Source organism: Anaerococcus sp. NML200537 (assembly GCF_026131715.1).
Classification (GTDB): Bacteria; Bacillota; Clostridia; order Tissierellales; family Peptoniphilaceae; genus Anaerococcus; species Anaerococcus kampingae.
This window is the reverse complement of sequence record NZ_JAMXSL010000002.1, coordinates 50,087-72,574: the sequence shown is the minus strand read 5'-3', so window position 1 is coordinate 72,574 and position 22,488 is coordinate 50,087. Positions and strand designations below refer to the sequence as shown.

21 protein-coding genes, 1 tRNA gene and 2 other RNA genes are annotated in these 22,488 nt (G+C 31.6%); 20 read left to right on the top strand and 4 right to left on the bottom strand.

The annotated features are described in order from the left end of the window. The 15 genes from NH288_RS00975 to NH288_RS00905 all read left to right on the top strand — a co-directional run bounded on the left by NH288_RS00975 (position 1) and on the right by NH288_RS00905 (position 16,084). Positions 1-3,297, top strand: coding sequence for an FtsX-like permease family protein (locus NH288_RS00975; protein WP_265212388.1), 3,297 nt, complete (start codon positions 1-3; stop codon positions 3,295-3,297). Positions 3,298-3,373: 76 nt separating this feature from the next. After that, positions 3,374-3,943: a histidine phosphatase family protein gene (locus tag NH288_RS00970; protein ID WP_106460104.1), complete on the top strand. Its 570-nt coding sequence runs from the start codon at positions 3,374-3,376 to the stop codon at positions 3,941-3,943. Beyond that, positions 3,940-4,950, top strand: a complete 1,011-nt coding sequence (locus NH288_RS00965) for a metallophosphoesterase family protein (RefSeq protein ID WP_265212386.1) — start codon at positions 3,940-3,942, stop codon at positions 4,948-4,950. Before NH288_RS00970 ends, NH288_RS00965 begins: the two co-directional genes overlap by 4 nt. Beyond that, positions 4,943-6,799 (top strand): ATP-binding protein, encoded by a 1,857-nt coding sequence (locus tag NH288_RS00960; protein WP_265212384.1) that lies wholly within the window; start codon positions 4,943-4,945, stop codon positions 6,797-6,799. Before NH288_RS00965 ends, NH288_RS00960 begins: the two co-directional genes overlap by 8 nt. Then, on the top strand, positions 6,796-7,476 hold the full coding sequence (locus NH288_RS00955) for a metallophosphoesterase (RefSeq protein WP_106460107.1): 681 nt from the start codon (positions 6,796-6,798) through the stop codon (positions 7,474-7,476). Before NH288_RS00960 ends, NH288_RS00955 begins: the two co-directional genes overlap by 4 nt. Next, positions 7,476-8,003, top strand: a complete 528-nt coding sequence (locus NH288_RS00950; RefSeq protein ID WP_265212382.1) for a class IV adenylate cyclase — start codon at positions 7,476-7,478, stop codon at positions 8,001-8,003. The genes NH288_RS00955 and NH288_RS00950 overlap by 1 nt, the downstream gene beginning before the upstream one ends. A gap of 54 nt (positions 8,004-8,057) precedes the next feature. Beyond that, on the top strand, positions 8,058-8,984 hold the full coding sequence (gene pyrB, locus NH288_RS00945; RefSeq protein WP_265212381.1) for an aspartate carbamoyltransferase: 927 nt from the start codon (positions 8,058-8,060) through the stop codon (positions 8,982-8,984). After that, positions 8,977-9,405: an aspartate carbamoyltransferase regulatory subunit gene (locus NH288_RS00940; RefSeq protein ID WP_265212380.1), complete on the top strand. Its 429-nt coding sequence runs from the start codon at positions 8,977-8,979 to the stop codon at positions 9,403-9,405. Before pyrB ends, NH288_RS00940 begins: the two co-directional genes overlap by 8 nt. Position 9,406: 1 nt before the next feature. Then, positions 9,407-10,597, top strand: a complete 1,191-nt coding sequence (locus tag NH288_RS00935) for a dihydroorotase (protein ID WP_265212379.1) — start codon at positions 9,407-9,409, stop codon at positions 10,595-10,597. Beyond that, positions 10,584-11,447 (top strand): orotidine-5'-phosphate decarboxylase, encoded by an 864-nt coding sequence (gene pyrF / locus NH288_RS00930; RefSeq protein ID WP_265212378.1) that lies wholly within the window; start codon positions 10,584-10,586, stop codon positions 11,445-11,447. The genes NH288_RS00935 and pyrF overlap by 14 nt, the downstream gene beginning before the upstream one ends. Next, the gene (locus NH288_RS00925; protein WP_265212377.1) at positions 11,434-12,153 is read left to right on the top strand and encodes a dihydroorotate dehydrogenase electron transfer subunit; all 720 of its coding nucleotides are present in this window, start codon (positions 11,434-11,436) and stop codon (positions 12,151-12,153) included. The genes pyrF and NH288_RS00925 overlap by 14 nt, the downstream gene beginning before the upstream one ends. After that, on the top strand, positions 12,150-13,049 hold the full coding sequence (locus NH288_RS00920) for a dihydroorotate dehydrogenase (protein WP_265212376.1): 900 nt from the start codon (positions 12,150-12,152) through the stop codon (positions 13,047-13,049). The genes NH288_RS00925 and NH288_RS00920 overlap by 4 nt, the downstream gene beginning before the upstream one ends. A gap of 9 nt (positions 13,050-13,058) precedes the next feature. Further along, positions 13,059-13,631 (top strand): orotate phosphoribosyltransferase, encoded by a 573-nt coding sequence (gene pyrE / locus NH288_RS00915; RefSeq protein WP_265212375.1) that lies wholly within the window; start codon positions 13,059-13,061, stop codon positions 13,629-13,631. Between the two features lie 60 nt (positions 13,632-13,691). Continuing rightward, positions 13,692-14,402 (top strand): glucosaminidase domain-containing protein, encoded by a 711-nt coding sequence (locus NH288_RS00910; protein WP_265212374.1) that lies wholly within the window; start codon positions 13,692-13,694, stop codon positions 14,400-14,402. A gap of 20 nt (positions 14,403-14,422) precedes the next feature. After that, entirely contained in the window at positions 14,423-16,084 is a 1,662-nt protein-coding gene (locus tag NH288_RS00905; protein ID WP_265212372.1) for a GlgB N-terminal domain-containing protein, read from the top strand. A gap of 51 nt (positions 16,085-16,135) precedes the next feature. Here the strand turns inward: NH288_RS00905 and cbpB are convergent, their stop codons facing one another. The 3 genes from cbpB to NH288_RS00890 form a co-directional block, all read right to left on the bottom strand. Further along, entirely contained in the window at positions 16,136-16,606 is a 471-nt protein-coding gene (gene cbpB, locus NH288_RS00900; protein WP_265212370.1) for a cyclic-di-AMP-binding protein CbpB, read from the bottom strand. Positions 16,607-16,703: 97 nt separating this feature from the next. Beyond that, an RNA gene (ffs, locus tag NH288_RS00895) (signal recognition particle sRNA large type) lies at positions 16,704-16,970 on the bottom strand. Beyond that, positions 16,970-17,060, bottom strand: a tRNA-Ser gene (locus NH288_RS00890). The genes ffs and NH288_RS00890 overlap by 1 nt, the downstream gene beginning before the upstream one ends. A gap of 106 nt (positions 17,061-17,166) precedes the next feature. Between NH288_RS00890 and dnaX the strand changes: the two genes are divergently transcribed. The 4 genes from dnaX to NH288_RS00870 are packed head-to-tail and all read left to right on the top strand — an operon-like array spanning position 17,167 to position 20,734. Beyond that, complete coding sequence (gene dnaX / locus NH288_RS00885) at positions 17,167-18,804, top strand: DNA polymerase III subunit gamma/tau (protein ID WP_106461111.1); 1,638 nt, start codon at positions 17,167-17,169, stop codon at positions 18,802-18,804. A 10-nt stretch (positions 18,805-18,814) separates the two neighbouring features. Then, positions 18,815-19,150, top strand: coding sequence for a YbaB/EbfC family nucleoid-associated protein (locus NH288_RS00880; RefSeq protein ID WP_106460119.1), 336 nt, complete (start codon positions 18,815-18,817; stop codon positions 19,148-19,150). Next, positions 19,150-19,755 (top strand): recombination mediator RecR, encoded by a 606-nt coding sequence (gene recR, locus NH288_RS00875; protein ID WP_106460120.1) that lies wholly within the window; start codon positions 19,150-19,152, stop codon positions 19,753-19,755. Before NH288_RS00880 ends, recR begins: the two co-directional genes overlap by 1 nt. Next, entirely contained in the window at positions 19,748-20,734 is a 987-nt protein-coding gene (locus NH288_RS00870) for a hypothetical protein (protein ID WP_106460121.1), read from the top strand. The genes recR and NH288_RS00870 overlap by 8 nt, the downstream gene beginning before the upstream one ends. 115 nt (positions 20,735-20,849) lie before the next feature. Here NH288_RS00870 and ssrA read toward each other — a convergent pair. Beyond that, positions 20,850-21,206: a transfer-messenger RNA gene (gene ssrA / locus NH288_RS00865) on the bottom strand. 147 nt (positions 21,207-21,353) lie between these two features. Here ssrA and NH288_RS00860 point away from each other — a divergent pair. Then, on the top strand, positions 21,354-22,487 hold the full coding sequence (locus NH288_RS00860; protein WP_106460179.1) for a glucose-1-phosphate adenylyltransferase: 1,134 nt from the start codon (positions 21,354-21,356) through the stop codon (positions 22,485-22,487). Position 22,488: the final 1 nt, after the last annotated feature.

Here is a 22,488-nt window from a genome sequence, read left to right as displayed (position 1 = left end):
ATGAATACTTTTTATAAAAATATAATAAGGGATATGAAAACAACCCTAGGAAAGGTATTTTCAATTGGAGTCATGGTTGGTCTTGCAACGATGATAATTGTAGGCCTGAATCTAACAGGCCCATCTATGAGAAAAAGCCTTGACGAGTCACTTAATATCTATAAACATCCCGATATAATAGTAAGGTCAACTTATCCAATGGATTATGAAGATCAGATTCTTTTAGAAAATGATGATGATATCAAAGATATTTCCTTTATAAAAATCATAGATTTAGAAAATCAGGATAATATTATAAGAATAAAATCTTTTGATAAGAATTTTGAAAAAATAGATATGGTCGATGGTCAAAAGTTAAAGGCAAAGAACGAAATAATTCTAGATAAGGCCTTAAAATCTACTTATAAGATTGGCGACTATGTAGATTTTTCCTATATAAATGACAAGCAGAAGGATACTAATAAGCTTAAAAATACAAAATATAAAGTTGTTGGATTTTTTAATACCAGCCAGAGATTTCTTGAAGATATGAAAGAAATATCTCCAGTAGGCAAAAAAGAAATAGCTGGCCTTGCCTTTATTTCAGAAGAAAATTTTGAAAAAGAAGAATTTGATGAAGTAAATATTTCTTATAAAACTACTGAAGAATTAAATAAAACAAGTAATGAATACAAAAAAATTGTAAAAGATAAGAAGGATACCATAGATAAGGCCATCCTCTCTAGACCAAAGGAAGTATTAGAGAAGATAAAAACTGAAGCTAATGATAAGATAAATAAGGCCGAGGGCGACTTATCTGATGCTAGAGAAAAAATATCTGATACAGAAAAAGATTTAAAAGATGCTAAGATAAAAATTGATGATGGATTTAGTAAATACGGGACAGAAAAAGCAAAATATCATAGAGAAATTGAAAATGCTAAGGCTAAGTTATCTAAGGCAAGAAATGACTTAATTACAGGTCAAGCAGAGCTTGATAAGGCCAAGCTTGAATTAGAAAATTCAAAAAATAAATATGATGAAGAGATTAAAATAAATGAAGAAAAGTTAAATGAATCCTATCAAAAGATTAAGGCAGGCCAAGATGAAATTTCAAGCAAAAGGCAAGAAATAGAAAATGGTCTAAGTCAGATAGATGCTTCTTTTAAAGAATCTTTACAAGTTAATGGTCAATTACCAGATTCTAATGAAAATCAGACGGAATTAGGACTTGATACATTAGGCCTGGCTAATTCTGATGATTTTGAAGAAGAAATAGCTAAGCAAAAGGTACCCCTACTAGCTGGCCTTGAAGAAATCAAGAAAAAGGAAGCTGAATTGAATAGGTCCCTTGCTACTTACAACCAAGGAAAAGCTAAGTTTGAAGAAGAGAAAAAATCAGGAGCAGCAAAACTTGACCAGGCTCAAAAAACAGTAAATAGTAAGCAAACAGAAATCAACAGAGGATGGACATCATATTATCAGGGCCTAGATGAGCTTGAAAAAAATAGGGTAAAGGGCGCAAATGAATTAGAAAAAGCCTACAAGGACCTTATAAAATCAAAAGCTGATTATGAAAAGGGTCTTAAGGAATTTGAAGATAAAAAAGCAGAGTCCTTAGATGATATAGAAGAAGGCGAAGAAAATATAAAAGATCAAAAGGAAACCCTTCTAAAGCTTACAGATCCTGAATATAAGGTGAGTACAATCTTTGATAACGAGGGTATAGATACTTATTATCAAAACTCCCTAAATATGGACAAATTATCCCTAGTATTTCCTGTATTTTTCTACATGGTAGCCATGCTTGTTACCCTTACAACCATGAAAAGATATATAGAGGAGCAAAGGCTAATAAATGGTAGTCTAAAATCCTTGGGCTATTCAAATAAATTAATAGCCAGGAGATTCTATATTTATGGTTTGATACCTACTTTGATAGGGTCAATAATAGGTGGGATTTTGGCAAGGTATCTAATAGCGGGGATAATATTTAAGGCCTATTCAACAGGTTTTTCTATAATAAATATGAGCTTCACATCATCGCTTCTTTTGATTATAGGGTCTGTAATTCTTTCAGCAAGTTTAGTAGCTTTAACAGTATTTTTCACCTCTAAGGAAACAGTAAACGAGTCCCCAGCAAGGTTACTTCAGGCAAAGGCACCGGAAAAAGGATCTAAAATCCTTTTAGAAAAGATAAGGCCGATTTGGAAGAGACTTTCCTTCATGCAAAAAATAACAGCTAGGAACCTATTTAGGTATAAGTCAAGGATGTTTATGACCCTCTTTGGAGTAGCAGGATGCACAGCCCTAATATTTTTCGGCTTTGCAATGATTGATTCCTTAAAGGATACATCAGCTATTCAACAAAATGAACTCTTTCACTACCAGTCAATAGCAATCCTAGATCAAAAGTCAGATAGGAAAGCTTTCGATGATTTGATAGAAAAAGATAAGAGGCTTGAGATTAGAAATGAAAGTGCAAGTCTAAATAGAAATGGCACAGACCTTGATCTATCAATTATAATACCTAAGGATATGGCTAGGTTTAATGATTTCGTATCTTTAAGAAAAAATAAAAGTAATCCTATAAATTTAAAAGAAGCTAAGGCTGTAATTACAAAAAATGCTAGCAAAAAGCTTAAATTGAAGGAAAATGACAAGATAAAGGTAGAAGTTGATAAGAAATTAATAGAAATTGAGATAGGAGCAATTACAGAAAATTATGTAGGAGATTATCTATATATTTCCAAGGACTATTATGAAGATTTGACCTCTAATAAACTAAGGGTAAATGCAGATTATATAAAGGGTGATCCCGATAAAATTACCCAGAAATTAGAAGATATTGACGATATTCTTGCAGTAATAAATACAAGCAGAGCCTATGAATCAATGGATGCCTTGCTTGCTAATTTAAACTTAGTAATAGTTGTAATAACCCTAGTTTCATCAGTGCTTGCAAGTGTCGTTTTATATAATATAACCGATATAAATGTAAGCGAGAGGAAAAGAGAGCTTGCAACAATAAAAGTTCTAGGCTTTTATCCAAAAGAAGTTACAGCCTATATTTATAGGGAAATATTTATCCTAAGCCTTATAGGCATAGGAGGTGGATATTTGTTAGGTTATCTAATGTTTAGGTATATAATTGACCTGGTTGCTCCAAGAGATATTATGCTTTCCTATAAGCTTCACCCTATAAGCTTCATAGTAAGTGCGGCCATAACCCTTATCCTATCAATGATTATGCTTATATATGTACACAATAAACTTAAAAATATCGACATGGCTGAGGCCATGAGCAGTGGAGAATAAGGCGGATTTTCCGTCTTTTTTCTTTTTATTCCTAGATAAAATTTGAATCTTTGCTATAATTATAGGGAGGTGAATTATGAAAATTATTTTAGTAAGACACGGATTAACAGAAGCTAATATGAAGATGGTCTACTCTATTGATGAGACAAAATTAGAACAAAGTGGCCTATACATATTAGATAGGACAAAAGAATTACTTAAAAATTATCAAATAGATGAAGTTTACACATCAAACCTTTATAGGGCAAAAGAAACTGCGGACTACCTGGGCTATAAAGATTACAAAAGCGATGGACGCTTAAATGAGATGAACTTTGGCGACTTTAAGGGCAGAAGCCTTGTTGATGTAAGAGAAAATGAAAAGGAATTTTTTATAAAGGAAAAGTCAGACTATTTTGGCCTAAAATATCCAAATGGTGAATCAAGGCTTGATGTAATAAAAAGAGTAGGAGATTTTCTTGAAGAAAAATCCAAGGAAGATAAGACAATCTTAATAATAAGCCACGGGATTGCCATAAGATCATCACTATTTTGGATATTAAAAGATCTTGATAATTGGCCATCATTTTGGATAGATAATGGATCACTTACAGTTTATAAGATTGAAGATGGCAAAAGACTTATAGAAAGTGTCAACCTAATATGAAATTTATCCATCTAGCAGATGTTCATCTGGCAGATAATTTAAATTTTAAATCAGACCTATCTTCTCTCATCAGAAAGAAAAATAAAGAATCTTTTTATAAAATCTTAGAAGAGAACCAAGATGCTGATTTTATTTTAATTGCCGGAGACCTTTACGAGAGGGATTATTTTACCCTAAATGATTACAAAGACCTATTTGAAAAAATTGGTGCTTTTAAAAAAGATGTCTTTTATGTTGCAGGAAATCACGATTATATAGGAAGGGATAATTATCTTTATCTAAAAAATAAACCAGATAATTTACACATTTTTTGGGACGATGATCTTTCTTATTTTGAGATCGATAATATAAGAGTTTATGGACTTTCATACGTGGATAGGATTTATAATAAGGATTTTCCTTATGATATAGATTTAGAAGATTCATATTTTAATATTTTACTTGTCCACGGGGATGTCTATAATAAAAACTCATCATACTTAAATTTAGATATAGGAAAGCTTAAAAATCTTGGCTTTGACTATGTAGCCTTAGGTCACATTCACAAGAGAGATAAGCTTTATGATAATATTTATTATGCAGGAGCAATCGAGCCTATGGATTATAGCGACCTTTATGACTTTGGTTATATTAAATATGATGAGGGAAAGGTTTCTTATGTAGATTCATCGCTAATGAAATTTTATGATTTAAATATAGACCCAAGTGATTTTAATAATCAAGATGACTTGGTTGATTATATTAATTCTAAGTTAGAAGATAAGATAAATTTTTTAAGACTAAGGACAGACAAGAACATCTCTCTAAATTCTTTTAGAAAAAATGTTAATGCTTACGATATAGATTTAAAAATAAATGAGCAAATTGATTATAAAAAACTTGCAAGTCTTTATCCTAATTCAATTCTTTCAAAATTTTTAGAGAAATTTGAGGGCAAAGATGATGAAATATCTAGTAGAGCCTTAGATTTAGGCCTAGAAGCCTTATTTAGGAGCCAAAATGACTGACTTATATATAAAGGAATTAAATATAAAGGCCTTTGGTAAATTTATAAATAAGAAAATTACATTAGATAAGGAATTTAATCTTATTTATGGCCTAAATGAGTCGGGTAAGTCTACTATTAAAAATTTCATTGAGGGGATGTTTTATGGTTTCGATGAGGGCAAGCAGAGAATTAGTTTTTCATCAAAAAGAGAAATATATAGGCCCAAAGAAGCCTATATCTATGCTGGTAGCTTAATTATTTATAAGGATTGGGAGAATTTCAGACTTGATAGGGATTTTGATAGTGGTGCCTACAAGATTTATAACCTTAGCAAAGGATTAGAGCTTGACACTAAAGCCAGTGACCTAGCTTATCCTGGGAAATATTTCTTAAATTTGGATTATGATCTCTATAAAAATTTTATATCTTCCTACCAGATGCAAGTTACATCTGCTGATAGCAAGAAAAAAGTAATAGAAAAGCTAGCAAGCAAGGATATTGACTATAATTTTTCTATTAAAGGCGCTATAGAAATCCTAGATAAAAAGCAAGCAGACCTTGGAACAGAAAGGGCCTACACCAAGCCCTATTACAAAATCAAAGAAAAAATCACAGAGATTAAAGAGTCCTTAAATGAAATAGGAAGTCTTAAGCTAAAATTTAGGAAAGAATTTGAAAACTTAAATATAAATAGGGAAAAACTTATTAAGCTTGAAGAAAAATATAAAAATTTAAAAAATGAGAATGAAATATTCAATTCACTAAGGTCTGACCAAAACTACAAGGACTATAAAAAATGGGCAGATAAGTTATATGAACTTGATCAAGACCTAAAAAAATATGAAGATCTAAAATCCTACAGGAGCGAGGATTTTGAAGACATAGAAATTTATCAAAAAGACCAAGTCTCTATTAGGTATATCTATGTATTTTATATTTTTCTATTATTAATAATCGGTCTTAGTATTTTTACAAGAAAGCTCTATTTGCTTTTGCTTATAATTCCTACTTTATTTTTCTTATTTAAGGATAGAAAAGAGAAGGTCGAGCCTGATTTTATACGACTTGGAGTAAATAACTTAGCTGAGTATAATAGGCTAAGGATGAGATTTTTAAAATACAAGTCCTTATTAGAAGAAAAAGAAAAAATAGAAGAAGTTGTATCAATTATAAAAAAACAAGACCTAACAGCTCTAGATCATGACTTAGAATACGATTTTGATTTTGAATCTTACGACAATATAAAAGCTCAGGAAGAGATTGATAGCTTAGATAAAGAAATTAAAAACTTAAAAATATTTCTTAACGCTAGGGAGAAAGAACTTTTATTAATTGATAATAAGCTAAGAAAAGAAGTTGATTATAAAGATGAGCTTAAATATTTAGAGGGTAAATTTCAAGAAATTGTAAGAGAAAAAGAAGCAATCGACCTTGCCAAAACAACTATTTTAGCTATAGCTGATGAAAACAAAAATGATATGGCAAAATTAAATAGAAAAATTAATTCTTTAATTACAAGTATTAGCAGGAATAATTTTAAGGTTTCCTATGATTCTGACCTAAATATTGATATTAGAGATAAAAATTTTAATTCTTTTGATTTAAATCAATTATCTCAGGGCTTTTTTGACCAATTAAATCTTGCCTTAAAGCTTAACCTAGTTAACGAGAGCTTTGGACAAGTTTTTATGATATTTGATGATGCCTTTATTAATTATGACATTGAAAGATTGATCAGATTTTTATTCGTTCTTCTTGACATGGCAAGGGATAAGCAAATAGTCTATTTTACCTGCCATAGGAGAGAGGAAGAATTTTTCTTAAGTGAAAATATTGAAGTAAAAGTAATAAATTTGGAGGATAGATGATATATGCTATCGCAGACTTGCATCTAGACTACACAGAAGAAAAATCTATGGAAGTCTTTGGCGATGCTTGGAAAAATTATCAAGAGAAAATTTTTAATAATTGGAATAAGCTAATAAAAGATGGAGATACAGTCTTAATTCCTGGCGATATTTCTTGGGCAATGGATATTGATCATGCAAAAATTGACCTTGAAAAATTAGAAAAGCTTCCTGGAAGGAAAATTTTAATGAAGGGCAACCACGATTATTGGTGGTCTTCCTTAAATAAGCTCAACCAGCTTGGTTTTTCAACTATCGAATTTTTGCAAAACAATTCCTTTGAAATAGAAGACTATATAATATGTGGTACTAGGGGCTGGATATCAAGAGATTCTAGAGATTTTGATGACCATGATGAGAAGATATTTGCTAGAGAATTATTAAGGCTTCAAAATTCCATAGAATCTTCCAGACAAGATAAAAAGTTAATCATTAACTTTCATTACCCACCAATAAATGGCGATGGAAGTCTTAATGAATTTTTTGATTTGGCAAAAAATTACAATACTGATACAATTATCTATGGACACCTCCATGGAAGTGGTCATAGACTTATAAGAGAAGGGAATATAGATGGCATTAATCTTGTGTGTGCTTCGGGCGATTACATAGATTTTAAGCCAGTGAGGATTAAATAATGCAAAGAGAAATAGAAATAAAGGTATTAGATATAATACCAGAAAAACTTGAACAAGAACTAATTGAATTAGGGGCGGAAAAGATTGTTGAAGAAAAACAAGTAAATTACACTTTTGCTCCAAAAAATTCTGAAGACTTTGACACAGGCTATCTTAGGATAAGGGAAACTTATATTGAAGGAAAGCGAGAATCAATTGAGCTTACCTTCAAAGAGATGAAAAATTCCGAAGATGTAAGGATTAACAACGAATTTACAACAAGAATTGATTCTGTAACTATGATGACCCAAATCCTAGATAGGATTGGCGTGAAGATAAAATATAAGGGCCAAAAGCAAAGAATATCCTATAGATATAAGGGTCAAAGATTTGATATTGACACTTGGGATAAGGCAACCTATCCTCATCCATATCTAGAGATTGAATTTACTAACCAATCAAAAATCGATGAAATACTCGATGATTTAGGCATTGATAGGGATAAGGTCACTACAAAATCAATTTCTGATTTAATAAGCGAGTTATAATTTTGACAGATAAAAATTTCCTGGTATAGTTTTAAAAAATCCAAGGAGATGAATATGATTTCTATAAAAAATTTATTAAATTCGCACGATTTGTCAAAAGAAGATTTACTTGAAATTATAGAACTAGGAAATGATATTTATAAGAGTCCTACCGATTTTTCTCATTATGCAGATGGGAAGATATTGGGGACTCTTTTTTTTGAGCCTTCAACAAGGACAAGACTATCATTTGAATCAGCTATGCTAAGATTAGGTGGTTCTGTAATAGGTTTTTCAGACTCTAGCAATTCTTCAACAACTAAGGGAGAAAGCTTACAAGATACAGTTAGAACTGTAAGCCAATATGCAGATATAATAGCCATGCGCCACCCTCAAGAAGGTGCGGCCTACCTTGCTAGTCTTGCTGCTGATTGTCCAATAATAAATGCAGGTGATGGGGGCCACCAACATCCAACTCAAACCCTTACAGACATCCTAACAATTTCAAATTATAAGGAAAGTCTTGATAACCATGTAATAGGTATATGCGGTGACCTTAAATATGGCAGGACTGTTCACTCACTTATCAAGGTCTTAAACCTATTTTCAAATAATAAATTCATCCTTATATCACCTGATGAATTAAAACTTCCTCAATATGTAAAAGAAGAAGTTTTTGATGAAAACAATGAATATGAAGAAGTCAGATCTCTTGATGCAGTAATAGATAAGATTGATATATTGTACATGACAAGAATTCAAAAGGAAAGATTCTATTCAGATGCCCAATATACAAGGCTTAAGGACTCATATCTTTTAAATAAGGAAAAAATGAGCCAAGCAAGAGAAGACATGATAGTCCTTCACCCACTACCAAGGGTTAATGAAATTGCAAAAGAAGTAGATAGCGACCCAAGAGCAGTATATTTTAAACAAGTTAAATTTGGTATGTATGTAAGAATGGCACTAATTATAAAACTTTTGGAGGCAAACAATGCTTGAGATTACTAGTATAAAAGATGGAATTGTAATAGATCATATAAGAGCAGGTCTAGGTATGAAAATTTACGAATTATTAGATTTAGAAGACCTAGATAGCGAAATAGCAATAATATTAAATGCAAGCTCAACCAGATTTGGCAAAAAAGATATTTTAAAGATTGCAAATAATATCAAAATAAACTTAGATGCTGTTTCAATAATTGATCCAACAGCTACAGTTAATATCATTAAGGATGAAAAAGTAATTGAAAAACTTGAGCTCAAACTTCCTGAAAAGGCTGTTGATATCTTAACATGCCAGAATCCAAAATGTGTATCAACTAGCGAAAGAGAAGTGTCTAGTGAGTTTATTTTGATAAATAGAGAAGAAAAAACATATAAATGTGCCTTTTGTGGACACATTTACGATGTGGAAGAATAAAATGAAGCAAATTTTTACAAATTTTTATGGATTTGATGATGTAAAGATTACACGTGAAGAAATCTTTGTTGAAGATGGGGTAATCGTAGAAGAATTTTCTAGGGATGAGGCTGATGAGATAATTGACTGCCAAAACCTAGCCCTTATACCATCTTTTACAGACCTTCATGTACATTTTAGAGACCCAGGTTTTACCTACAAAGAAGACCTGAAAACAGGCTCTCTTGCTGCCCTAAAAGGAGGAGTGACAAATGTCCTCCTTATGGGTAACACCAAGCCTACTGTATCATCAAGAGAAGTCTATGAAGATATAATAAAAAGAGCGGAAGAACTTGATTTAATCGGTATTGACCAAGTTTACACTATCACCAAAAATTTTGATGGGAAAAGTCTAGATCATCTTGATACCATGCCTCACTCAGTTAAATTTATCTCTGATGATGGCCACGGGGTTGATGATGGGGAAGTTATGTATAAGGCTATGCTTAAGGCAAGAGAGCTAGGAGTAAACATGACCCTTCATGAAGAAGTGGCAGGCGTATCAGCTATAGATTATGAAGTTGCGGAAGATGCCATGACCCTTAGGGATTGCTATTATGCCTATAAGCTTGATATGCCAGTTCATTTCTCTCATGTATCAACAAAGGGTGCAATGACTGCTATAAAATATTTCAAGGACCTAGGGGCTAAAATAACTTGTGAAGTAACACCCCACCACTTATACTTTAGCGAAAAATCCAGAGGTGAAATGAAGGTTAATCCTCCAATTAGAAAAGAGGAGGATAGGCTATTTTTACTAGAAATGATAAAAGAAGGCTATGTGGATGCAATTGCGACAGACCATGCCCCTCATTCAAAAGAAGAAAAGGAAAATGGAGCCCCAGGCTTTATAGGAATAGAAACATCCTTTTCAACTTGCTATGAAGTTTTGGTAAAATCTGGTCTTATTTCCCTAAACCAACTGATAAAAATTATGTCCACCAGGCCATCAGAAATTTTGGATATTAAAAAAGGAAAATTAGCCCCAGGCTATCTTGCTGATTTTAATCTAGTTGATCTTGATAAATCCTATATTTATAAAGAAGAGGATATTAGGTCAAAATCTAAAAATTCACTTATGATTGGTAAGAAATTATATGGACAAATTCAAAAAGTCTACAGAAAGGGTGTTTTAAAATATGAACATAATTGATAAACTATATGAAAGAATCGACAAATTAGGATTTGTTTGCGTAGGACTTGATACATCTCTTGATTATATACTTGATACCATGAAGGAAGGAAAATCAACATCTGATGCCCTATTTGCCTATAATAAGGAAATTATAGATGCTACAAAAGATGTGTGTGCTATCTATAAGCTTCAAATTGCTTATTATGAATCATATGGCTTAGAAGGCATGCTAGCTTATAAAAATACCCTTGATTACCTAAGGGATAATGATTTGCTAAGCATAGGGGATGTTAAAAGATCAGACATAGCAGCCTCTGCAACAATGTATGCTAAAGCTCACTTTGAAGGAGACTTTGAGGTTGACTTCATAACCTTAAATCCATATATGGGTATGGATTCAATTGAGCCTTACGAAAAATATTTAGCATCCGGCGAAAAGGGAGTTTTTGTTTTACTTAGGACTTCAAATCCAGGAGCCAATGATTTTGAAGTCCTAGATGTAAATGGTGAGGAACTATTTTATATAATTGGCGATAGGCTAAAAGAAATAAATGACAAATATATAGGAGAAAATGGCTACGGACCTGTAGGCCTAGTAGTAGGTGCTACCCATAGCCAAGAGGTAGAAAAAATCAGAGAAAGATACAAAAATATGTTCTTTTTAATCCCTGGTTTTGGAGCTCAAGCTGCTGATTCTATGAATGTATATAAGCTTTTAAATGATTTAAATGCAGGGGTTGTCAATTCTTCAAGAGCCATCCTTAAAAATTGGATGAACTATGATGATGGCAAGACGAATGTAGGCAAATATGCTAGAGAAAAAACAATAGAAACTTATAAGGAAATATCTAAAAATGCAAACATATAGACCATGCAAAGTTATTGAAAATATTGAGATTGCACCAGGTATTTTACAAATTAGTCTAGATGTAAATCTTAAGGGCAAGCCTGGCCAATTTTTTATGTTAAGGGCAGATTCTTTTAGAGATGACCCTATTCTTGCTAGACCCTTTGGTATATGTGACCAAAGGGAAGATAGGCTGGTTTTCCTATGCCAAGTCGTTGGCAAGGCTACAAGGCTAATAGGCGGACTAAAAGAGGGTGATGACGTATCAGTTCTAGGCCCACTTGGAAATGGATTTTCTTTAAGTAGTGAAAAGAAAATCGCTATAGTCGCAGGCGGTATTGGAATTGCTCCGCTTTTAGAACTTGCTAAAAATCTTGATAATAAAGCAGATTTTTATGCCGGTTTTGCAGATGACCCATATTTTGTAGAAAATTTTAAACCTTTTGTAAATAAAATAGTAACAAGTTCTGAAAGGGATGAAAATAAGTTTATCTTAGAAAAGATAGATTTAGATAAATATGACATGATTTATGCCTGTGGTCCAAATCCAATGCTCAAGGCCCTTTGGGATCAAAATACCAAGGCTAAAGCCGAAATATCTATGGAAGCTCATATGGCTTGTGGTATTGGAGCCTGCTTAGGCTGTACAGTAGAAAACAGTGAGGGAGAATTTGTAAGAGTCTGTAAGGATGGGCCAGTATTTGATGCAGAAAGGATATATGGATGAGTTTAAAAGTAAATATAGCTGGAGTAGACTTTAAAAATCCTGTAATAGCAGCAAGTGGTACCTTCGGTTTTGGTGAAGAATTTTCTAATTACATAGATATAAATAAGCTTGGCGGCATATCTTCTAAAGGCCTAACTCTTAAGAAAAATCCAGGCAATCCTGGCATAAGAATATATGAAACAGCTGCAGGAATTATGAATTCCATAGGCCTTCAAAATCCAGGTGTAGATCATTTTATAGAAAATGAACTTATTTTTATGAGAAAATACCAACCTGTTGTAATTGCTAATCTTGGAGGCCACTCCTATGATGATTATAGAATTGGGGCAAGCAAATTAGAAGATAGCGATGTCGATATGATTGAGCTTAATATCTCATGCCCTAACCTAAAAGAAGGTGGCATGGCCTTTGGAACCGATCCTCACAAAGCAAAAGAAGTCATAAAACAGGTAAGAAAGGCTACAAAAAAGCCTCTAATAGTAAAATTATCACCAAATGTAACAAGCATAGGTGAATTTGCAAAAATTGCTGAAGGTGAGGGAGCTGACAGCATATCACTTGTAAATACCTTTAATGCAATGGCAGTTGACATAAAAAGGAAAAAATTTGTTTTTAATAACAAAACAGCAGGCCTATCAGGTCCTGCAATTAAACCAATAGCCCTAAGGATGACTTATGAAGTAGTAAATGCTGTAAAACTTCCTGTTATTGCCATGGGTGGAATAATGAATGTAGAAGATGCTCTTGAATTTTTGATGGTCGGAGCCAAGGCCATCCAAGTGGGCACAGCTAATTTTAAAAGACTTGAAACAATGATTGATATAGTAGATGGTTTAGAAAAATATTTAGCAGATAATAATATATCTGATATAAATGAGATTATAGGAATATTATAGGAGGAAATTATGGATAGAACTGTAGAATTATTAAAAAAATCTGATGCACTTTTAGAAGGACATTTTATTTTATCAAGTGGAAAGCATTCTGATAAATATGTTCAATGTGCAAAACTTATACAAAATCCTGTTTATTGTCAAGAAGTGGCTGAAATAATTGCAGGAAAAATAAAAGAAGCTGGAATTAAGGTAGACTTATGTGTAGGTCCAGCTATGGGCGGAATAATTATAGCCTATGAACTAGCAAGAGCCCTCGGTGTAGATGCAATCTTTACAGAAAGAGAAAACAATGTGATGACTCTTAGACGTGGTTTTGACATCAAAGAAGGCCAAAAAGTAATCATCGTAGAGGATGTAATAACTACAGGTAAGTCTTCATTTGAAACCGTAGATGTAATAAATAAGTGCGGGGGAGAGGTAGTAGCTCTAACATCCATCGTAAATAGGTCAAATAAGGATGAGATAAATGGACTCCCTATAATATCAGCTACAAAGATAGAGGTAAATGCATGGGATCCTGATAATATTCCGGAAAATTTAAAGGATATACCAGCTGTAAAACCAGGCTCAAGAAAGTTCTAATCTTGATAATTAGGTCATTAAGGATATAATTTTATTATAATGATATATTAAAGGAGACTTATGATATATAAAAAGAATATATTTAGTAGTCTTATATTTTTAATGGCAATAGTCATATCCTTTATAAATTTTGCAAAAATTTCTTATGCTGATAAGGCTAAAAAGCCTACAAAAGATTCTCTGCTTGATGGTCTTAGGCAAATTTCAGCAGAAACTTACAATCTAAAAGATATGAGAGATATAAGATTTAATAAATTAAAAAAAGACCTTGAAGAATTTAGAGACAAGGGCTCAGCAAAAATATCAGAAAAAAATTATTTCTATCTCTTAAATCCTACTAATTTTACAGCCGAAGAATTAGAGTGGGGCCTTGCAGGTACAAACCTTAAGTCCTTGGGAAAGGATTTTAAAGAAGTTAGTGAAGGTGTAGAAATAAATCCAATATTACTTATGGCTATGGCCAAGCATGAAACTGGAAATGGTACAAGTGAGCTTTACAAGAATAAGAAAAATCTTTTTGGATTCAATGCCTATGATTATGATCCATACAATCAAGCTACAGACTTTAAGAATGAGAGAGCTTCCATTGATACAGTAGCAAAACATTTGAAAAACGAATACCTCAATAAAGAGGGCAAGTTTTACAATGGGATTTCTACTGATGGAATAGGAAAACTTTATGCAACTGATAAAGATTGGTCTAAAAAGGTAGATTGGATGATGATAGAAGTAGCCCAGGCTATGATCAAAGCTTATAAAGTTTATGACTGATTATTAAGAAAGGAATAATAATGAATACTAGAGATTATTTAAATGGTAGATCTACGGATGGCTATGAATTTTTTGGAGCTCATAAGAGAAAATCAAATGATTATATTTTTAGACTTCTAGCACCAAATGCAAAAGAAGCTTATATTGCTGGAGATTTCAATAAGTGGGAAAAGACTCCTATGCGTAAATATAGCACGGGAGTCTTTTCTGTAACAATTGAAAATGCTAAAAATCTTGATGAATATGAATATGAAATTATTGATAAGGATGGTAATTCTTACAAAAAACTAGATCCTTATTCCAAAAAAATCAATTTAGATGAGGGTACATCCTTTATTCTTGATGAAGGCTATAAATTTAAATATAAGAAATCTAAAAATGAAGCTAAAAATATATGCCAAATTCATCTAGGAGCTATGTTCAGATCTAACAAGGACAAATCCAAAATCTATGATCAAATAGTTAAACATGCCAAAGAAAATAATTTTTCCCATGTTCAGCTTATGCCAATAAGTGAATATAAAAATTATAAGCAAATGGGATATTCTTCTATTGGGCACTTTGCATTTTCCTCTAGATATGGGGATTTAAATGACTTTAAAGAATTTATAGATAAATTACACAAAGAAAAAATCGGAATAATTGTTGAGCTTGATATAGCTGAGTTTGATCCAGACTTTCTTTATCTAGATAGATTTGATGGAACAAACATATACAACTATGATTATGATAATATCAAATATAATTATTTTGGATCTATAAATTTTGACCCTACAAAAGAATTGGTAAGATCTTATATTTTATCTTTAGTTGAATATTATACAAAGGTACTAAATATTGACGGAATTTTCTTCCCATCAACTGAAAATATGATTTTTTGGCAAGGGGACAGGAATAGAGGAATAAATAATTATTGGTTAGAACTTATTAACCAAATAAATGATTTAATTAGAGCAAATAAGTCCTTTTCAATAGGTGGAATTAATGGAAGTTATGATGGTTTAGATTTAAGTTTTGATTATATTTTTGATAGTAGATTTAAAAATATGATTGAATTATTTAAAACAGAGCCTATAAATCGAGCAAATTTTCAAGCTTATGTTAGAGCTTTGATAGCAAATGATACTTATAAGATTATCCATGGTTTTTCATATGTAGATAGCATTGTAAATGAAGCTAGTCTTGCAATGAAGATGTATTCTCATGATAGAAAATTTGAACAGCTAAAGACTCTTTTAACCTTCTTATACAGCTTAAAATCCACCAAGACTATCTTTATGGGGGATGAATTAGCAGATTTTGATACTTTTTCAATATATGATGAATTTACTTATGAAAAATTTGACCAATACCAAATCAAATTCAATGATTTTTATAAGGATTTAACACAATTATTTATAAATAATAAATCTTTAAGTAATACAGATTCAGATGTTAATATATTAGATATAGAAGGTTACAGCTTATATGCCTTTGAGAGAACTTATAAGAATGAAAAATTACTAGTCATAACAAACTTTACAGATATTGAATATAAGATTAATGCTCCATATGATTTAGAAGAATTGATAAATACTGATGATTTAAAATATATGGGAGATGGCAATACAAATGGTCTTATAAAAAGAGGGGAGGATATCAGGTTAGCTCCTTATAACTCTGCAATTTTCAAAATTAAATAAATTCAAAAACTCCAAATCTTTTTTATTTATATAGAGATTTGGAGTTTATTTTTATAACTTTCTTTCAACTAATTCATATTCTCTTTCTATATTATGAGCGACTTGAGTAAATCTCTCGAGTACAGTTTTTCTAGATATAATTCCTAAAAAATATCCATTTTTAAGGGTCACACATACAAAGTTATTATCTATTAAAAGCGAGATTACATCTTCAAGCTTATAATTATCAAAAACAATTGGTACCTTTTGATTCATAACTTGACTTACCTTAAGTTTATTAAGTTTATCTTCATCAAAAAGAGATAAGTTATCAAAACTAGTTACTATATTTGATATTGAAATAAGACCCCTTACGCAGTTATCATCATCTACAACCGGTATTATTTGGTAACCTGAGTTAGATAAAACAAGAACAGCATGAAGCAAAGTATCTTCTTGATTAACTACTGCTACAAGGGATGAATCTATCATTAAGTTAGGCGTAGGTCTATTAAATAGCTTTTCAAAATTTTTTCCTATCAATTTTCCCTCCTTAGTTTCTTATATAATTATTATATCACTTTTTATGCAAATAAAAAAACTTCAGACCAATCAAAAAGTTTTGGTCTGAAGTATATGTAAGCACACCTAGCATCGAACAATTAACATAATATAGTGTCTAATATATCCGACTCATGATAGGTTGCCTTACGGCACACAGAAGTGGCTGCTTAATGCTGCTAGGTTCCCCTCCTGACATGGTTCACAGTCTCCTGTTGCGTAAGATCTATCAATCAACACCGCATATATTAGTCTTTTAATCTGCTAAAAGCCCTCCACTAGGAATTAAACCCTGCTGTAGCGGATTGCAGGTTACAAGGCACCGCTAGTTCCCCGTCTAGTGCATGGCGGAGAGCATGGGATTTGAACCCATGATACAAATAAACTGTATACACGATTTCCAATCGTGCTCCTTCAACCACTCGGACAGCTCTCCATACTACAATAACTTACTATACCCCAAAGATCCTACATTGCAAAGTGAAAATATTACCATAAATATAAGAATCTATGGTATAATAAATAAGATAGAAAGGAAAGGTATGGCAAAAGCTTTATATAGACAATATAGACCAAAGACCTTCGATGAAGTTCTTGGTCAAGATAAAGTCGTAAATGTTTTAAAAAATCAGCTAATAAACAATAACTTTTCTCACGCTTATCTTTTTGCTGGAGAAAGGGGTTGCGGAAAAACTTCAGCAGCCAAAATCTTTGCAAAGGCCATAAATTGCCTTCATCCCAAAGATGGTTCTCCCTGCCTAGAATGCGAAAATTGTAAGGCTATAGAAGATGAATCAACACTCGATGTAGTAGAAATGGATGCTGCTAGTAATAGAAGAATAGATGATATTAGAAATCTAAAAGATAATGTGATTTATCCACCTTCTAAACTAAAGTATAAAGTCTACATAATAGATGAGGCCCATATGATTACCAGAGAGGCTTTTAATGCCCTTCTTAAAATTATGGAAGAGCCACCAAAACATTTAGTTTTTATTCTTGCTACTACAGAAATTGATAAGATTCCAAAAACAATTTTGTCGAGGGTACAAAAGTTTGAATTTAACAAGATTGATTCTGTAAAAATAAAAGAACAGATAAATATTATTTTAAAAGATAAAGATATAGAAATGGAAAATGAGGCCATCGACTTAATTATAAGAAAGGCGAAAGGAGCTATGAGGGATGCTTTAAGCATCTTAGACCAGGTCTTATCTTTTAATAATAAAATATTTAAACTAAAAGATGTTGAATTCATTCTAGGGTCTGTAGATTTTAAAAAAATTGATAAGCTGATAAATGAAATTATCATAAAAGATCAAAAATCAAGTTTAAAAACTCTGACACTTATAAGAGAAGATGGAAAATCTAATCTTGATATTCTAGAAGCTCTAATAAACTTCTATAGGGATATGATGATTCTAAAGACTACAGAAGATGAATCTATATTTGAAAATGAAGAAAGGCTTAAATTAATACAGGAAAAGATTGATAAGATTGATCTATCAAGAATTTTAACAAGTTTAGATATCTTAAACGAATATGCTAATAAACTTAGACTTTCATCTAATACTGATATTCTCTTAGATGTGCTTATTTTAAGGCTAATAGATACAGTAGACACTAATAATATAGAAAGCAGAGTGTCAAAACTAGAAAGAAATAGAGAATCAAATATAATAGATTTGGTAAATAATATAATAGAAAATAAATTAAAGAATTATAAACCTGTTATAAAACCTATTGAATCTAGCATAGAAAAACCTACTCTAGATTCTAAAGATGAAGAAAATATTCCAATAACTAATGAAAAAACAGAAGAAAAATCTAATTCTAAATCATATATTAGGCTTTCTAAAGATCAGGAAAATGCTCTGATTGATATCATAGTTGCAAGTTCAGGGACTATGCTAAATACTTTATTTAATCAAGAAGGTCTTAATTATTTGTATATAGGTGAAAAGTTAAGTCTTAATATTAAAGACGAGTTTTATTTTTTCTTTTTAGATAGCAAAAGAGAAGAGATTGAGGAAAAATTAAGAGATTTATTAGAAAAAGATATAAGTTTTAATATTGAAGTAGTTAGTGAACATATTAGCGAAAAAACACAATCTAAAAATCAAGATAAAACTATAGAGAAATTGCAAAATATATTTAATAATGAATTAATAATAAAATAGGAGGAAAATAATGGCAAGAAATTTTAGAGGCGGCATGCCAAATATGAATAACATGATGAAACAAGTTAAGAAGATGCAAGAGGAAATGGAAAAAGCCCAACAAGAATTAGAAGAAAAAGAATTTACTGCAAGCGCAGGGGGCGGGGTAGTAGAAGCTACAGTGACTGGCAAGAAAGTAGTTACATCAATAAAAATTAATCCTGATGTTGTAGATCCAGAAGATGTGGATATGCTTCAAGATTTAATCATGGTTGCTATCAATGATGCAAACAACCAAGCGGATAAATTCAATGAAGAAAATATGGGCAGATTAACAGGTGGCATAAATATACCTGGTTTAATGTAATGGCCATCCTACCCGAATCATTAAACAACTTAATAGAGCAATTTCAAAAATTACCCACAATTGGTAGAAAAAGTGCGGAAAGACTTGCCATGAGTATAGTCGATGAAGATATAAAAAGTGTAAAAGACTTCTCAGACAGCCTTATGGAAGTTAAAAATAGGATTCACCATTGCAAGATTTGCGGAAATTTAACAGAAGATGATGTGTGCTCAATTTGCAAGGATTTTACAAGAGATGAAGAATACTTATGCATAGTAGAAGATGTAAGAAACCTAATAGCAATTGAAAAATCCGGAGCCTATAGGGGAAAATACCATGTTTTAGGAGGACTTATATCGCCATCAGATGATATAGGCCCAGATAAGTTAAACATAGATAAGCTCCTAGAAAGGCTTGATAATGAAGATATTAGAGAGATAATCCTTGCAATTTCTTCAACAATAGAAGGTGAGACAACTATCCTTTTTATCACTAATTTACTTAAAGGTAGAGATATTAAGATAAGTAAGATAGCACAAGGAATTCCAGTCGGTTCACAATTAGAATATTTTGACCAACTGACCCTTGAAAGAGCTCTAGAAGATAGGAGAAATATAAGTGAATAGCTTTAAAAAAATAATAGCACTAATAATTCCTCTTCTAATATTAACATCATGTTTAAAAAAAGATAAGATAGACGAGCAAACACAAAAAGAGATTATAAATGTAGAAAAAAAACCTGTATCAAGCAAGATTGACGTAAAAACCACTAGTTTTGCAGCATCAATAATTTTAGATGACTTGTCAAAGAAAGATAATAATGACTATGCCATTGATCTAGTCAAAGATTATTCATCAATAGAAACACTTGACTTTGATGTAGCTGTCATACCAGCTTATGAACTTGTAAACTTATACAAAAAAACAGATCATTCAATAAAGCTTGCAGCAATTACTTTACTAAATGATATATATATTATAGGTGATAGGCAGGTAAATGGCCCTGCTGATCTTAAAAATTCTACAATAATGATGCCAAATATGAACGAGTCAATGAATAAGATGGTTGAGTCAAAACTTAGTCTAGCGAAGACTTTTTTGAAGGTAAGTGTTGAAACTTACCTAAGTCAGAAAGAGGTACTCAGCAATCTAAAACAAATGGACAAGGTCTTTGCATTCTTATCTGAGCCCTATTATTCAAAGGCTATAGAAGAAAAGAATTATTATCTTTACGATCTAAGACAGATTTTATCTTTCTTACCTAATTCAGATATTGAATCAAGTGGAGATTATTTATCTGAGGTCATTGTTGTAAATAATAATTTCCTAAAAGATAATAAAGAAAGCTTTGATAATTTTCTAAAACAATTTAAGGAAAGTCAAGAAAATATTAGCCAGTCAACAGTTATATCAAAAAATATAATAGACAATTATGATATTACAAATGCTGATGCCATTGATATTTATAATAAAATGGAAAATGTATTTATCACTTCTGATACAATGAAAGGTGTATTCCAGTTATATATGGATAGGCTAGAGGGCCTTGATAAAAATATATTTTCTGGAAATAGACCATCAGATGATATTTATTACTTAAATTAAGACTGCTAGGGATGTAGCTCATCCTTAGCAGTTTTTTAGTTTGAAAATTCCTAAAATAGTGCTTGGAAAGATTTTCCCATAAAAATAAACCTTGAAACTCAAGGTTTAAAATCTTTGGTGGAGATGACGAGAATCGAACTCGTGTCCGTGATAGCCTCACTTAAGACATCTACAAGCTTATTAAGTTTTAAGATTTCACATAAAAAATAAAAAACTTACAAAAAGCTTTTATGCTAGCTTCATAGTACTAAATATAACTCAAAGCTTTGTTATATTAGTTGTCGTTTAATTATGAAACGAATATTAGACCAACGACAAGCCTAATATTCATTGCTATCCTAATTGATTAGGCAGCTAGTGCGAAGTTTGCTTCGCTATTGTTATTTGCGTTTATATTTAATTATCAATTTACGTTTTGATTTACGACTTGCAATCAAAAGCTCTTCAATCACGTCGAAACCAAGGCATCCCCATGTAATACAATTATACTAATAATATAAGTCTTGTCAAAAAGAGGGATTTTATGTAAAATATAAGTAGAGAAAAGGTTTTCTAGTTATTATCTTGAAAATTGGGTATAAATAGAAAAAGAACTTAAATCATAAATCTAGGAGGTCTTATGAGAAACGCAAATAATACCGCAGCAATGCTTTTAGCTGGTGGTCAAGGTTCAAGGCTTAAAGCTTTGACAAGGGAAATGGCAAAACCTGTTGTACCTTTTGGTGGTAAATACAGAATTATTGACTTTGCACTTAGTAATTCAACCAATAGTGAGATTAAGGATATCGGTGTTTTAACCCAATATAAACCTCAACTACTTAACGAGCACCTAGGAATCGGTACAGCCTGGGATTATGATAGAAATTTCGGTGGTTTAAGAATCTTAACACCGTACTATACAGAAGAAGGCGGTAGATGGTTTGAAGGAACTGCTTCAGCTATTTATGAAAATATAAATTATCTTGATCAAGTAAATCCGGAATATGTACTTATTTTATCAGGTGACCATATTTATAAGATGGACTATAGAAAACTTCTTGATGTTCACAAAAAGAAGGGTGCAGATGCAACTATAGCTGTAATGGAAGTTGATTGGGATGAGGCTAGTAGATTTGGTATTATGAATACCGATGAAAATGATAAAATTGTTGAATTTGAAGAAAAACCAGAAAATCCAAAATCTAACTTGGCTTCAATGGGTATTTATATTTTCAATTGGAAAGTGTTAAGAAAAGAATTAATTGAAGATTATGAAAATAAAGAATCTACAAATGACTTCGGCCATGATATTATACCTAAAATGTTAAACCAAGGATCTCCTCTATATGTTTATAAATTTGACGGATACTGGAAAGATGTTGGTACTGTAAGAAGTTACTGGCAAGCAAACCTAGATCTTATTGACCCAAACAATGAGCTAGATATATATGATGATAATTGGAGAATTTATACAAAATCACAAAACCTACCACCACATAGAGTTGGGTTAAAGGCAGATCTTAAGGATACACTAGTAAATGAAGCATGTATTATAGATGGAAAGGTTAATCACTCTGTATTATTCTCAGATGTTGTGATAGAAGAAGGTGCAGAAGTTTATAATTCAGTTTTACTTAACGGTGTAAAGGTAAAATCTGGAGTTAAAATATATAATTCTGTAGTAGCAGAAGATATGGAAATCTCTGAAGATATAGGTAAAGAAAATGATGATAAAGTTTACCTAGTCAGCAGCGAAGGCATAGAGGAGGAATAAT